This window comes from Catellatospora sp. NPDC049133, from assembly GCF_040648455.1.
Classification (GTDB): domain Bacteria; phylum Actinomycetota; class Actinomycetes; order Mycobacteriales; family Micromonosporaceae; genus Catellatospora; species Catellatospora aurea.
Genome location: NZ_JBEZDT010000010.1, coordinates 132,595 through 147,068 on the forward strand (window position 1 = coordinate 132,595; position 14,474 = coordinate 147,068).

General features: G+C 70.5%; 12 protein-coding genes. 5 read left to right on the forward strand and 7 right to left on the reverse strand.

The features are described from left to right. Positions 1-316: 316 nt before the first annotated feature. Positions 317-1,318, forward strand: coding sequence for an aldo/keto reductase (locus tag AB0B35_RS13760; RefSeq protein WP_361044724.1), 1,002 nt, complete (start codon positions 317-319; stop codon positions 1,316-1,318). A gap of 223 nt (positions 1,319-1,541) precedes the next feature. Here the strand turns inward: AB0B35_RS13760 and AB0B35_RS13765 are convergent, their stop codons facing one another. After that, the gene (locus tag AB0B35_RS13765) at positions 1,542-2,468 is read right to left on the reverse strand and encodes a DMT family transporter (protein WP_361044727.1); all 927 of its coding nucleotides are present in this window, start codon (positions 2,466-2,468) and stop codon (positions 1,542-1,544) included. 193 nt (positions 2,469-2,661) lie between these two features. On the opposite strand from AB0B35_RS13765, the gene AB0B35_RS13770 reads away from it, so the two are divergent. Then, positions 2,662-2,985, forward strand: a complete 324-nt coding sequence (locus tag AB0B35_RS13770; RefSeq protein ID WP_360530003.1) for a tetratricopeptide repeat protein — start codon at positions 2,662-2,664, stop codon at positions 2,983-2,985. Positions 2,986-3,084: 99 nt separating this feature from the next. Here AB0B35_RS13770 and AB0B35_RS13775 read toward each other — a convergent pair whose 3' ends face one another. Next, entirely contained in the window at positions 3,085-3,582 is a 498-nt protein-coding gene (locus tag AB0B35_RS13775) for a hypothetical protein (protein ID WP_360530006.1), read from the reverse strand. After that, complete coding sequence (locus AB0B35_RS13780; protein WP_203698917.1) at positions 3,579-3,941, reverse strand: hypothetical protein; 363 nt, start codon at positions 3,939-3,941, stop codon at positions 3,579-3,581. The genes AB0B35_RS13775 and AB0B35_RS13780 overlap by 4 nt, the downstream gene beginning before the upstream one ends. A gap of 56 nt (positions 3,942-3,997) precedes the next feature. Between AB0B35_RS13780 and AB0B35_RS13785 the strand changes: the two genes are divergently transcribed. Beyond that, on the forward strand, positions 3,998-4,696 hold the full coding sequence (locus tag AB0B35_RS13785) for an MBL fold metallo-hydrolase (protein ID WP_361044731.1): 699 nt from the start codon (positions 3,998-4,000) through the stop codon (positions 4,694-4,696). A gap of 66 nt (positions 4,697-4,762) precedes the next feature. Here AB0B35_RS13785 and AB0B35_RS13790 read toward each other — a convergent pair whose 3' ends face one another. Both AB0B35_RS13790 and nrdR read right to left on the reverse strand, forming a co-directional pair. Further along, the gene (locus AB0B35_RS13790; protein WP_360530015.1) at positions 4,763-7,579 is read right to left on the reverse strand and encodes a vitamin B12-dependent ribonucleotide reductase; all 2,817 of its coding nucleotides are present in this window, start codon (positions 7,577-7,579) and stop codon (positions 4,763-4,765) included. A gap of 60 nt (positions 7,580-7,639) precedes the next feature. Next, the gene (gene nrdR, locus AB0B35_RS13795) at positions 7,640-8,170 is read right to left on the reverse strand and encodes a transcriptional regulator NrdR (RefSeq protein WP_203698922.1); all 531 of its coding nucleotides are present in this window, start codon (positions 8,168-8,170) and stop codon (positions 7,640-7,642) included. Between the two features lie 401 nt (positions 8,171-8,571). Between nrdR and lexA the strand changes: the two genes are divergently transcribed. After that, on the forward strand, positions 8,572-9,312 hold the full coding sequence (gene lexA / locus AB0B35_RS13800) for a transcriptional repressor LexA (protein WP_360530018.1): 741 nt from the start codon (positions 8,572-8,574) through the stop codon (positions 9,310-9,312). 58 nt (positions 9,313-9,370) lie between these two features. Here the strand turns inward: lexA and AB0B35_RS13805 are convergent, their stop codons facing one another. Together AB0B35_RS13805 and hflX are read right to left on the reverse strand one after the other, a co-directional pair. Further along, on the reverse strand, positions 9,371-10,999 hold the full coding sequence (locus AB0B35_RS13805) for a hypothetical protein (protein WP_361044734.1): 1,629 nt from the start codon (positions 10,997-10,999) through the stop codon (positions 9,371-9,373). A gap of 51 nt (positions 11,000-11,050) precedes the next feature. Continuing rightward, positions 11,051-12,487 (reverse strand): GTPase HflX, encoded by a 1,437-nt coding sequence (gene hflX, locus AB0B35_RS13810; protein WP_360530024.1) that lies wholly within the window; start codon positions 12,485-12,487, stop codon positions 11,051-11,053. A 235-nt stretch (positions 12,488-12,722) separates the two neighbouring features. On the opposite strand from hflX, the gene AB0B35_RS13815 reads away from it, so the two are divergent. After that, positions 12,723-14,162: an NAD-dependent malic enzyme gene (locus tag AB0B35_RS13815; protein WP_361044737.1), complete on the forward strand. Its 1,440-nt coding sequence runs from the start codon at positions 12,723-12,725 to the stop codon at positions 14,160-14,162. Positions 14,163-14,474: the final 312 nt, after the last annotated feature.

Below are 14,474 nucleotides of genomic sequence, written 5' to 3' on the forward strand. Positions count from 1 at the left end.
CAGGATAGCCGGGCTGCGCGGGATATCCCGGCTGCACCGGATAGCCCGACTGGGCGGGATATCCCGGCTGGTGCGGGTAACCGGGCTGGGCGGGGTAGCCGGGCTGGGCGGGGTAGCCGGGGGGTGCTGGGGGTAGCCGGGCTGCTGGTCCGGGGACGGGGGCGGATACGACATGGGGGCTCCTGGCACTCGGGGGTCAGCGCATCGTATCGGCGTACCCCGTCATCCCGGACCTTCCGTGTCCGGGTCCGGACTGGGTAGCGCCGGGTCCGCGGCTGTCCGGGCGTGTCCGCCCGCTCCGGGAGAAGATGGGGGCATGACCGCCAAGCGACGCATCGGCAACGACGGACCCGAGGTGAGCGCCATCGGCCTCGGCTGCATGGGTATGAGCTTCGCCTACGGGCAGCGTGACGACGAGGGGTCGGCCGCGACGCTGCGGCGCGCCCTGGACATCGGGGTGACCCACTTCGACACCGCCGACATGTACGGCTACGGCCACAACGAGGAACTGATCGGGCGCACCATCGGCGACCGGCGCGACGAGTACGTGCTGGCCACCAAGTTCGCCAACCGCGGTGAGCTGGACGCGCAGGGCGACCTGGTCCGGCGCTGGGTCGACTCGTCGCCCCAGTGGGCCCGCGAGGCGCTGGAGGACTCGCTGCGCCGCCTGCGCACCGACCGCATCGACCTGTACTACATGCACCGGCGCAGCCCCGACGTGCCGATCGAGGACACCGTCGCGGCCATGGCCGACTTCGTCAAGCAGGGCAAGGTGCGCTTCATCGGCCTGTCCGAGGTCAGCCCCGCGACGCTGCGGGCCGCCCACGCCGTGTTTCCGATCACCGCGGTGCAGATGGAGTACTCCCTGTTCACCCGGTTCGTCGAGGACGAGATGCTGGCGACCTGCCGTGAACTCGGGGTAGGCCTGGTGGCGTACTCCCCCGTCGGCCGCGGCTGGCTCACCGGCAAGATCACGTCCCCGGCCGACCTGGCCGCCGACGACTTCCGGCGCACCGTGCCGCGGTTCGCCGAGGAGAACTTCGCCCAGAACATGGCCCTGGTGCAGGCGGTCCGCGAGGTCGCCGACGAGCTCGGCGCGACCCCGGCCCAGGCCGCCCTGGCCTGGCTGCTCGCCCAGGGCGACGACGTGCTCCCCATCCCCGGCACCAAACGCGTGCCGTACCTGGAGGAGAACATGGCCGCCGCCGACCTGGTCCTCACGCCCGACCAGCTCCAGCGCCTCACCCAAGCCGTCCCGCCCGGCGCGGTGGCCGGCGAACGCTACGCCCCCGCCGGCATGTCCACCGTCAACCAGTGAGGTTAGGGAGGGCACCTTCACATCGCTCCGCGATGTAGAAGGTGCCCTCCCTAACCTCGGTCGGGTGGGCTGCGGGGGCATGATCGCTGTTTCAGGTCAGGATCTGCGCTCCGGCCCCACCTTCTGTCCCGAAACAGCGATCACCAACCCTGTGGCCCGACCGTCAGCCGTCGCGAACCGCGCGGCCCGGCCGTCAGCCGTCGCGAACCGCGCGGTCCGGTCGTCAGCCGGTGCGAGCCAGCCCGGCGACCGCCGCCAGCATCAGCACCGCCCCTGCGGCCGCCGCCAGGGTGATCCGCTCGCCCAGCAGCCCGACCGCGATCAGCACGCCCGCCACCGGCTCCACCAGCGTCACCACCGCGGTCACCGTGGCCGGCACCGCCGCCACCCCGGCGAAGAACAGCCGGTACGCCAGCGCCGTCGGCACCGCCCCCAGGTACAGCAGCCAGCCCACCGTCCCGGCGAGCCCACCCACCGACAGGTCGACCGGACCGTCCGCAACCGGCAGCAGCCCCTCCACCAGCGCGATCGGCAGCAGGCAACCCGCCGCCACCGCGAACGAGCCGACCGTGGCCCCGGACAGGTCACCCCCGACCCGCCGCGAGTAGATCGTCACCACGGCGTACCCGGCCGCCGAGAGCAGGCCGAACGCCACCCCCAGCACCGGTGCGGATCCCGCCTGCCCGCCGCCTCCCACCAGCAGCACCAGCCCCGCCAGCCCCAGCGCCACCGCGGCGGCCCGGCCCACGCTCAGCGCCTCGCCGAGCGTCCAGCGCGCCGCGAGCGCGATCACCACAGGGCATGCCCCGAGGGTGACCACGGTGCCGACGGCCAGCCCGGCGTACGCGATGGAGCCGTAGTAGGCCGTCTGGTACACCGCCAGCCCGGCGCCGAGCACCAGCGCGTCCCGCCGGCGCGCGCCGAACCGCTCGCCGAGGGCCAGGTGCAGCCCGGCCAGCACGGCGATGCCGAGGACCAGCCGCCAGAAGGACACCGCGACCGGCCCGAGGCCGCTGGTGCGGTAGAGGACCGCGGCGACCGCGCCGCCGGTGCCCCAGGCGGTCGCCGCGACCGCCACGTAGAACATGCCGCGCCCGTACGACGCGGTCCGGCCCGCGCGCGACGGCGCGAGCCCTGTGCTGGACTCCATCTCTTCCTGTCTCCACTGCTCGATGGCCGACGATTCCGCGTACGCGGACGGGCCACCGGACGTGCGGCGAATGCCGTCACGTCAGTGGTGCGACGCCGTCCGCCTCAGGCGACCGGCGGGGAGATGATCGAGTGAGCCATGGGCGCGATGCTATCCGGGGAATGCGCGGCCCATCCAGGGAGTTGTCCGATGCGTGGGAATCCTGGAGGAGTACGAGCGGGGAAGGCTGTTCTTCGACTACGGCGACTACATCACGGCTGCCCAGATCCTGGGACCGGTGGTGGACGAAGCCCCGGACGACGTGGCGCCCCGGCTGCTGCTGGCGCGCGCCTACTACCACTCGGCCCAGCTGCACAAGGCCGAGGACCAGCTGCGCCGGGTGCTCGACCACGACCCCGCGGAGCACTACGCCCACCTCATGCTGGGCCGCTGCCTGCAGCGGCAGAGCCGCCACGACGAGGCCCGGCCGCACCTGCGCATCGCCGACGCGATGGGCATCGGCGGCACGGCCGCCTGAGGCCGCTCGACCGTAGGCGCCGGGGCCGGACCTCGTTGCCCTGTCCGGCCCCGGACCCGCGTTGATCGCGCCGGAGTCCGGGGCGCGCCACGGGCAGGGTCACTCGTGGTCGTAGAACTCGACCGTGATGCCGCTGCGCCGGACGGTCACCGTGGCGTGGTCGCCGAACGCCTCCAGCAGCACATCGTCGAACTCGCCGCCCCAGACGGCGTCGGCGAGCGCCCGCACCCGCTCGTAACGCTGCTCGTCGTCGCCCTCGTACGGCAGTTCGGTCCGCGGGTAGGAACCCCGATCGGAAAGGCAGCGGCCGCCCAGCGTCGGGTGCCTGTCGGCATACTCGCCGACCTCCAGCACGCGCCAGTCGTCGTCCGGGCCGTCCTCGGTCGTCCGCGCCCAGAACGACACCGCGCTGAACACGCACGCTTCGCCGTCGTTGAAGTACGGCGTGTACTGCTGCCAGCCGAACTCCACGATCGCGTCGTCGTCGAGCACCGCGGTCAGGATCGGTCTCAGCTCCGACAGCGGGCGCTGCGGCACCCGGTCACCGGCCGTGATCTCGCCTTCGACCGGAATGCCCAGGAAACTGGTGTGGCTCAACGGTGGTCCTCTCCCAACAGTGTCGACAACGGCACCTCTTTGCGCTGCGCACCCGACATCCACGGCTTGATCGCCATACCCGCGATGTAGTCGGCGGGCGAGGGCAGCCAGCCCAGGTCCTCCAGGATGTGCCGCTCGGCGATCAGCCGCACCGGGATGCGCTTGCGCCCCACCTGCAGCGTGTCGCCGAAGATGCGCTGGCACAGGTAGACGCCCGCGGTGTGGTGGTACATCGAGCGGTGCCGCACATCGCCGATGATCTGCTTCGAGGAGTCGATGAACTCCTCGATGGCCAGGTAGTCCTCCGGCTCGCCACCCCACTTGCGGGCCGCGGACTGCGCGTGGTGCCACGAATTCATGGCGCGAAGGTTAGGCAGCTCCCCCGACAATTCATGATCGGTGCCAGGATGGCGTGATGGCGGGCGACAACGCGATACGCAGACTGGATCTCGGCTACTTCATCCGGCCCGCCGAGGAGGCCGGCGGTCCACATCCGAGGGTCGAGGCGGTCCTGGCGTACCTGGTGGACGGCGCGGACGGGCTGATCCTGTTCGACACCGGCCTGGGCCGCGGCGACGACGAGACCGAGGCCCACTACCGGCCGGTGCGCCGCCCGCTGCCGCAGGCGCTGGCAGACCATGGCGTACGCCTCGACGACATCGCCGTGGTCGTCAACTGCCACCTGCACTTCGACCACTGCGGTGGCAATCCGCTGCTGCCCGGCCGCCCCGTGTTCACCCAGCGCACCGAACTGGCGACCGCGCGGGCCGGGAACTACACCTTCGACCACCTGGTCGACTTCCCCGGCGTCGACTACCGAGAACTCGACGGGGAGGCCGAGATCAGCCCGGCGGTGTGGATCGTCCCGACGCCCGGCCACACGGCCGGACATCAGAGCCTGGTGGTACGCGACCGCGACGGCGTCACCACCGTGCTGGCCGGGCAGGCGTACGACCTGGCCACCGACTTCAGCTGCGCCCAGCTCGCCCGGCGGGCCGCCGCCGACGGGGCGGCCGCCCCGCTACCGCCGTACCACCCCTGGCTGGATCGCTTGGCCGCCCTCGACCCGCAGCGCGTCCTCTTCGCCCACGACGCCGCCGTCTGGCACGCCTGAGCCTGCGCCGCAACGAGAAAGGAGCCGGGTGGCATCGCCACCCGGCTCCTTCACGTCGTGACGGTGTCAGCTGCAGCCGCTGGTCGAGCCGCAGCCCTCGCAGACGTAGCAGCTGCCCGCGGGGCGCATCTTGGTGCCGCACGTGTAGCACAGCGGCGCGTCCGACACGCGGCCCGTGATGGACTCCAGCACCTCGGTCGAGGAGCCGATCCGGGTCGGCGCGGCCACCGGGGTCACCGCGGTCTGCGCCGGGGCGGCCGACGCCGCCGGCGGCACGTACTCCACGCCCTCCTCTTCGGCCCGCAGCCGCGCGGCGCGCTCGGAGGCGGTGAACACGCCCAGCTCGGCCCGCTGCTCGTAGGGCAGGAAGTCGAGCGCCAGGCGGCGGAAGATGTAGTCCATCACCGAGTTCGACAGGCGGATGTCCGGGTCGTCGGTCATGCCGGCGGGCTCGAACTTCATGTTCATGAACTTCTCGACGTACGTCTGCAGCGGCACGCCGTATTGCAGCGCGACGGAGACGGCGATCGAGAACGCGTCCATGACACCGGCCAGGGTCGAGCCCTGCTTGCCCAGCTTGAGGAAGACCTCACCGAGGCCGTCGTCGGGGTACGACGACGCGGTCAGGTAGCCCTCGGCCTCGCCGACGGTGAAGGAGACCGTCTGCGACGGGCGCTTCTTCGGCAGGCGCTTGCGCACCGGGCGGTACTCGATGACCTTCTCGACCACGGGGGCCGAGACGGGGGCCACCGCCTGCGCGGGCTCCTTGTCCTTCTTGGAGACCGACAGCGGCTGGCCGACCTTGCAGTTGTCCCGGTAGATGGCCAGGGCCTTGAGGCCCAGCCGCCACCCGTCGAAGTACATCTGCTCGACCTCTTCGACCGTCGCCGACTCCGGCATGTTGACGGTCTTGCTGATCGCGCCGGAGATGAACGGCTGCACCGCGGCCATCATCAGCACGTGGCCCATGGGCGCGATCGACCGCTCGCCCATCGCGCAGTCGAAGACCGCGTAGTGCTCCGGCTTGAGGCCGGGGGCGTCGACGACGTGGCCGTGCTCGGCGATGTACTCGGTGATCGCCTCGACCTGCTCCTCCTGGTAGCCCAGGTTGCGCAGCGCGCGCGGCACGGTCTGGTTGACGATCTGCATCGAGCCGCCGCCGACCAGCTTCTTGAACTTGACCAGCGCCAGGTCCGGCTCCACACCCGTGGTGTCGCAGTCCATCATGAAGCCGATGGTGCCGGTGGGGGCGAGCACGCTGGCCTGGGAGTTGCGCCAGCCCTGCTTCTCACCGAGGGCGTTGCCGGCCTTCCACTGCTTCTGCGCCTCCTTGGCCACCAGGGTCGCGACCGCGCCCACGGGCTTGATCGCGTCCGCGGCGGCGGCGTGCTTGCGCATGACCCGCTGGTGCGGGGTGGCGTTGCGGGCGTAGCCGTCGTACGCGCCGACGACGCCGGCAAGCTCGGCCGAGCGCCGGTACGCGACACCGGTCATCAGCGCGGTGATCGCGGCGGACAGCTGGCGGCCGCCCTCGGAGTCGTACGGCAGGCCGGAAGCCATGAGCAGCGCGCCCAGGTTGGCGTAGCCGATGCCGAGCTGCCGGTAGGCCCGGGTGTTCTCGGTGATCTTCTGAGTCGGGAAGTCCGCGAAGCAGATGGAGATGTCCATCGCGGTGATCACGAACTCGACCGACTTCGTGAACCGCGCGACGTCGAACGAGCCGTCCGCGCCGAGGAACTTGAGCAGGTTCAGCGAGGCCAGGTTGCAGGACGTGTCGTCCAGGTGCAGGTACTCCGAGCACGGGTTGCTGGCCGTGATCCGGCCGGTCTCCGAGCAGGTGTGCCAGTCGTTGATGGTGTCGTCGTACTGGATGCCGGGGTCGGCGCAGGCCCAGGCGGCCTCGGCCATCTTGCGGAACAGGCCCTTGGCGTCGACGGTGTCGATGACCCGGCCGTCGAGGCGGCCCAGCAGGTCGAAGCCCTTGCCCTCCTCGACCGCGGTCATGAACTCGTCGGACACGCGCACCGAGTTGTTGGCGTTCTGGTACTGCACGCTGACGATGTCGCGGCCGCCCAGGTCCATGTCGAAGCCCGCGTCGCGCAGCGCGCGGATCTTGTCCTCCTCGCGCGCCTTGGTCGCGATGAACTCCTCGATGTCCGGGTGGTCCACGTCGAGGATGACCATCTTGGCCGCGCGGCGGGTGGCGCCGCCGGACTTGATGGTGCCGGCCGAGGCGTCGGCGCCGCGCATGAAGCTGACCGGGCCGGACGCGGTGCCGCCCGAGGAGAGCAGCTCCTTGCTGGCGCGGATGCGGGAGAGGTTGACCCCGGAACCGGAGCCGCCCTTGAAGATCAGGCCCTCTTCCTTGTACCAGTCCATGATGGAGTCGACCGAGTCGTCCACGGACAGGATGAAGCAGGCGCTGACCTGCTGCGGGCTGGCGGTGCCCACGTTGAACCAGACCGGCGAGTTGAAGCTGAACACCTGGTGCACCAGCATCCAGACCAGCTCGTGCTCGAACAGCTCCGCATCGGCGGGAGTGGCGAAGTAGCCGTGCTGCTCACCGGCGGCCCGGTAGGTCTTGGCGACCCGGTCCACCAGCTGCTTGAGGCTCCACTCCCGCTCGGGGGTGTCGACCGCGCCGCGGAAGTACTTCGTCGTCACGATGTTCGTCGCGTTGACGCTCCAGAAGTCGGGGAACTCGACCCCCCGCTGCTCGAAGTTGATCGAGCCGTCGCGCCAGTTCGTCATCACGACGTCCCGGCGTTCCCAGGTGATCTCGTCGTACGGGTGCACGCCCTCGGTCGTCCACACCCGCTCGATCTTCAGACCTCCGGCGTTCGCCCGCGTGCGCTTCGCGCTCGCCGTGGCGTTCTCCCCCATCGTCAGCCCCCTCAGGTTCTCTTTTAACAACAAACAACTGCACGTTCTGATTGCCGAGCGTCAGCCCGCGACCTGACCGGCGGGCAGCCCGCTGTCGGCCTCGTCGGAGGCGGGTTCGGCTGCCTCTTGCCCAGCCGCCCGGGTTTTAACTGCGGCCCGCAGGGCCTCGATCTCCCGGATGAAGTCCTCGGCGGACTGGAAGTCCTGGTACACGCTGGCGAAGCGCAGATAGGCGACCTCGTCCAGGTCACGCAGCGGTCCGAGGATGGCCAGCCCGACCTCGCCGCTCGGCACCTCCGCGGCCCCCCGGGCGCGGACGGCTTCCTCCACCCGCTGCGCGAGCAGCGCGATGGCGTCCTCGTCGACCGGCCGGCCTTGGCAGGCCTTGCGCACGCCGCCCATGATCTTCGAGCGGCTGAACGGCTCGGTCACCCCGCTGCGCTTGACCACGGCCAGCACCGACTCCTCGACCGTGGTGAACCGCTTGCCACATTCGGGGCAGTGCCGGCGGCGGCGGATGAGCTGGCCGTCGTCGGCCTCCCGGGAGTCCACCACGCGGGAGTCCGGGTGCCTGCAGTACGGGCATCGCATCGCTGTCACCTCCCACGTCGTCGTCACCCTTGGGGGGCGTCCCGTCCCGCATTCCGGGCACGGCACCGCCGACGCCTGCCTCTTCGCGGGCGCCCGGGGGTGGGTGCGGATGCGGGGGTACGGCCGAACCGCAAGATGGGGCTCTTACCCCAATCTATGGGCGGTCGGCTCGGTGCCACCACAAGATGTTGGGGTTGAACCTATGCCCCAACCGACGCGTAGGCAAGTTGAAACGCGCTTGCGAGTGGCGTGTCGCGGACAACAACACGTACCGTCACCCACTCGTGAAACATGCGTGACACCGTCGACAGAGTCGTACAGATGTTTGAAACTGACATCATGTCGCATTAGTGTGTCCGGTGAGAGTCACCGCCACTGTCACTATCCACCGGAGGTCCGACATGTCCCCCACTGAGCGAGCGTCCCGGCCCGGCCGGCCGCCCGCGGCGCCTGCCGGCGCGGGGCCTGTGCGCGCGGTCTCCGCGACCAGTGCCTCCCCCGCCGACCTGCAGGCCGCCGATCTGAGCAGCCGGCAGAAGCGCATCCTCGCGGTCATTCGCGAGTGGGTGGAGCAGCACGGCTACCCGCCGACCGTGCGCGAGATCGGCGAGGCCGTCGGCCTGGTCTCCCCGTCCTCGGTCGCCTACCAGCTCAAGGAGCTGGAGCGGAAGGGCTTCCTGCGCCGCGACCCGTCGCGCCCGCGCGCGGTGGACGTGCGCACCCCGGCCGACCCCGAGGAGGAGGCCGCCGCCCTGCTGGCCCGGCCCACCCCGGTCTACGTGCCGCTGCTGGGCCGCATCGCCGCCGGCGGGCCGATCCTGGCCGAGGAGTCCATCGAGGAGGTGCTGCCGCTGCCGCGCGAACTGGTCGGCCAGGGCACGCTCTTCTCGCTCCAGGTCAAGGGCGACTCGATGATCGAGGCCGCGATCTGCGACGGCGACTGGGTCGTGGTGCGCCAGCAGCCCAACGCCGAGAACGGCGACATCGTCGCCGCGATGATCGACGGCGAGGCCACGGTCAAGGTCTACCGGCTGCGCGAGGGACACGTGCAGCTGATGCCGCGCAACCCGGCCTACGACCCGATCCCGGGCGACGCCGCGGTGATCCTCGGCAAGGTCGTCTTCGTGATGCGGCGCGTCTGAGCCTGACGACGGAAGCGGCCCGCCCCACTGCTGGGGGCGGGCCGCTTCCGTTCACGCGTCAGCGGTACTGCTCGTAGCCCTGCTGGTTCGGGTAGCCGCCGTCGGGCTGGTAGTACGCGGGCTCGGTCTGGTGGACACCGTCGTGCACCTGGCCGCCGCCGTACTGCTGGCCCTGGTACTGCTGGTGCCCGCCGTACTGCTGGCCGCCGTACTGCTGGCCGTAGCCCGGCTGGCCCTGGTTGCCGTAGCCCTGGTTGCCGTAGCCGGGGTCGTAGCCCTGCTGGCCTCCGCCGTACTGCTGGCCGTAGCCCTGGTCGTAGCCGCCGGGCTGGCCGTACTGCTGGCCGCCGTACTGCTGGCCGTAGCCCTGGTCGTAGCCGCCGCCCTGCTCGGCGTAGTAGCCGGACTGGTAGCCGCCCCCGCCGACGCCGACGGGCGCGAGCATGGTGGTGGCCGAGTTGTCCGCCGGCTCGAAGTCGTCGTCGACCTCGCCGCCCTTGCGGCCCTTGCGCTTACGGCCCTTGATCACGCCGACCACGCCGAGCACGACCAGCAGCACACCGAACACGCCGACCCCGGACAGCGCCAGGTACAGCTGGCCGATGTCGTCGAAGAGGTCGAGATACCAGGCCTTGCCCGCCTTTTCGGGGCCCTTCTGCGGGGCCTCCTCGACGAACTCCTCCGTGTCCGGCGTGTACTTCAGCAGCGAGGGCCTCTGTGCGGCCGCGGTCGCGGTCTTGGTCTGCTCGGTCTCGGAGACGGTGATGAACCTACTGCCGTCGGCCGAGTAGGTGATGGCCTCACCGAACGGCTCCTCCGCCAGGTGGGTGACCCGCGGCTTGTCCTTGGTCAGCGCGCCCGCGATGTCGTTGCCCTTGATGTCCCACTCGAACGCGTCGGCGTACGTGCGCAGCACGACCTTGCTGCCGTCGGCGTTCTTCGCGGCTCCGGTGACCTGGCGGCGGCCCAGGCCGCCCATCGGGTTCGCGGTCTGCGTACGGGGCAGCGTGAGCGAGCCCAGTTCCTTCATCGGCGTGGGGTTGCCGCCCGCGACCAGGGGACCGGTCGGCGCGAAGAGGTAGGTCTTGCCCTCGGCGGCGGTGAAGTCCCAGTCCTTGGTGACGATGATCGGCTTGCCCTCGGCGTCGATGATCGGCGCCTCGGCGTCGAACTTCTTGGCCGGATAAGACATCCGGTACGGGCCGGTCATCTTGCCGCCCGCGAACTTCCACAGCGCGATGCGCGGGCGGTCGTGGGAGACGGTGAAGTTGTCCTCGTTGATCTTCGCGTCGCCGGTGTCGGCGATCCAGATCTCGTTGTTCGGGCCGACCGCGACGTCCTCGGGGTCGAGCGCGCCGTCGCCCGTGTACTTGTACGACGCCGTGACCTTGCAGGCCGAGTTGAGCTTGAACAGCTTCATGTTCGACTTGACGTCGTTGCTGTCGTTGATCGCGTAGTACGTGTTGCCCACCGCGACCAGGCCGGACAGCTCGGTCAGTCCCGGGGTGTTCGCCGACGGGCCCGTGACGGTGCAGACCTTCTCGCCCGGCACGGCCTTCTCTTCAGCCGCCTTACCGCTCGGAGCCGGGCTGGGCTCGGCCCCCGCGGGGGCGCTGAGCAGCCCGACTCCGAGCGCGGCCGCGAAAGTGGCCGCACCTGCCTTCACCAGGATTCCCGTTAACCGCATCCGGACAGTTTGCCACGACTGGACACGGTCCTGCGTAACGCGATTAATACGTCACGATGCGTCGGTTACCCAGTCACTATCAGTAATTGCGTAAACGCCCAGCTCAGCGGCCAGTTCGCGATCAACCCGGGCCCGGAGCTGGGTTCCGGCGGCGGTGTGTCCCGACGCCAGCACCTCACCCCTGCGGTGGACCTTCGCCACCAGGTCGCCCCGGTCGTACGGCACGCACGCGACGATCTCCACCGCCGGCACCGGCAGCTTCGACTCGATGATGTCGCGCAGCTCCTCGATGCCCTGCCCGGACCGGGCCGACACGAACACCGCGTCGGGCCACTCCCGCTTGAGCCGCAGCAGCGTCTCCTGCGGGGCGGCGTCGGCCTTGTTGACCACCAGCAGCTCGGGCAGCCGGTCCGCGCCGACCTCGGCCAGCACCTCGCGCACCGCCCGCACCTGCTCCTCGGGGTCCGGGTGGGCCCCGTCGACCACGTGCACCACCAGGTCGGCGTCGGCGACCTCCTCCAGCGTGGAGCGGAACGCCTCGACCAGCTGGTGCGGCAGGTGCCGCACGAAACCGACCGTGTCCGACAGGGTGTACACCCGGCCGTCGCGCGCCTCGGTGCGGCGGGTCGCCGTGTCCAGGGTCGCGAACAGCGCGTCCTCGACCAGCACCCCGGCTCCGGTGAGCCGGTTGAGCAGGCTGGACTTGCCCGCGTTGGTGTATCCGGCGATGGCCACCGACGGCACCGTGTTGCGGCGCCGGCCGGCCCGCTTGGTGTCGCGGATGACGCTCATCGCGGTGATCTCCCGCTTGAGCTTGGCGATCCGGGTGCGGATGCGCCTGCGGTCGGTCTCCAGCTTCGTCTCACCGGGACCGCGCAGACCCACACCGCCGCCCGCGCCGCCGCCGCGACCGGAACCACCGGTCTGCCGCGACAGGGCCTCGCCCCAGCCTCGCAGGCGCGGCACCAGGTACTGCAGCTGCGCCAGCTCGACCTGGGCCTTGCCCTCCTTGCTCTTGGCGTGCTGGGCGAAGATGTCCAGGATCAGCGCGGTCCGGTCGACCACCTTGACCTTGATCTTCTGCTCCAGGTTGCGCAGCTGGCTCGGGGACAGCTCGCCGTCGCAGATCACGGTGTCCGCGCCGGTCGACTCCACCGCCGCCCGCAGCTCGTCGACCTTGCCACGGCCGATGAACGTCGCGGCGTCAGGCTGGCTGCGCCGCTGGATCAGGCCTTCGAGCACCTGCGAGCCGGCGGTCTCCGCGAGCGCGGCGAGCTCCGCGAGGGAGTTCTCCGCGTCCACGACGGTGCCGGAGGTCCAGACGCCCACCAGCACCACCCGTTCCAGCCGCAGCTGCCGGTATTCGACCTCGGTGACGTCGGCGAGCTCGGTGGAGAGCCCGGCCACCCGGCGCAGCGAATGCCGCTCCGAGAGTTCAAGGTCACCGGTGGTCTCTTCGGCCACCAGGATGTCGGGGAAAGTAGGCAAATCTGCTCCTTCGTCTCTCGATCTGTCGGCTTCAAGGTTGGCACGGAAGTACCCGGAGCGCACCTGTATTGAACCGCCGTTCGCACGCGCGTTCGGCCGACGGCCCCGCTCCCTCCGCGTTCGGCCGCCGGAGCGGGCGCCAACAACGGAGTTACCCGAGGGTTCAGCAGGCGGTGGCGGAGCCGCGCCCACGGAGTGGGAAAATGGGGCGACTGACTTCACGAAAGGCGACATCGTGCCCACTACGCGTCTGCCCAGCGCCGGATACTCCATCACCGTACGCGTGGCGGTGATCGCCGACTCATCGGCGATCGGCCGGCTCACCATGGCCGTCGGCGAGGCGGGCGCCATCGTCACCGCGGTCGACGTGGTCGACTCCGACCACCTGCGCGTGGTCGCCGACGTCACCTGCGACACCGCCGACAGCGCCCACGCCGACCAGGTCGTGAAGGCGCTGGAGGCGATGGAGGGCGTCGAGGTCCGCAAGGTCTCCGACCGCACGTTCCTGCTGCACCTCGGTGGCAAGATCGAGGTCACCTCGAAGGTCAACCTGAAGACGCGTGACGAGCTGTCCCGGGCGTACACCCCGGGTGTGGCCCGGGTCTGCCAGGCCATCGCCGACAACCCCGAGGACGCCCGCCGCCTGACCATCAAGCGCAACACCGTCGCGGTGGTCACCGACGGCTCCGCCGTGCTCGGCCTGGGCAACCTCGGCCCGGCCGCCGCGCTGCCGGTCATGGAGGGCAAGGCGGCCCTGTTCAAGCGCTTCGGCGGGGTCGACGCCTGGCCGGTGTGCCTGGACACCCAGGACACCGAGGAGATCATCAAGATCGTCAAGGCGATCGCCCCGGTGTACGGCGGCATCAACCTGGAGGACATCGCCGCGCCGCGCTGCTTCGAGATCGAGGCCCGGCTGCGCGACATGCTCGACATCCCGGTCTTCCACGACGACCAGCACGGCACCGCGATCTGCGTGCTCGCCGCGCTGACCAACGCGCTGCGCGTCGTCGGCAAGAAGCTCGCCGACGTCAAGGTGGTCGTCTCCGGCGCCGGCGCGGCCGGGACCGCGATCATGAAGCTGCTGCTGCGGCAGGGCGTGGGCGACGTCATCGCGTACGACCGCCGCGGCGCGCTGCACCGGGACATGGCCAACCTCGGCCCGAACTGGCAGTGGCTGGTCGAGCACACCAACAAGGACGGCTACTCCGGCGACCTGCCCGGCGCGATCGTCGGCGCGGACGTGTTCATCGGCGTCAGCGCCCCGAACCTGCTGACCGGCGACGACATCGCCCGGATGGCCCCGAACGCGATCGTGTTCGCGCTGGCCAACCCCGACCCGGAGGTCGACCCGCGGGAGGCCCGCAAGCACGCCGCCGTGGTCGCCACCGGCCGCTCCGACCAGCCCAACCAGATCAACAACGTGCTGGCCTTCCCCGGCGTCTTCCGGGGCATGCTGGACGCCCAGGCCAAGGAGTTCACCGAGGAGATGGCCCTGGCCGCCGCCATGGCGATCGCCGACGTGGTCGGCGAGGAGAAGCTCAACCCGAGCGTCATCGTCCCGAGCGTCTTCGACGCCCGCGTCGCCCCCGCCGTCGCCGCCGCCGTCCGCGCCGTAGCCCAGCAGTCCACCACGTCCGTCCTCGACACCGACCCCACCCCCATCCCGGAGGCCTGACGCGGGCCCGCCCCACACCAAGACCATCGGACTTGCCTGGCACCTGGGCGTATGTTGACCCGCCATTCGGCCAGGTGCCAGGCAAGTCGACGGATCATGGGCTGCGGCATCGGCGGCCTGGGCGCACTGGACTTGAGGGCACTTGCGTGCTGCAGGAGTCGAGCAGCGCCTGCCGCGCCGCCATGATCCGTTTTTGTGGACGCTGGGTGCCCCCATAGGGGCCGCTAGCGTCCACAAAAACGGATCATCGCCTGGGCACGATCTGCTAGAACTCGCATGACGGACCACCGCGCGCCTGCTGCATGACCAACT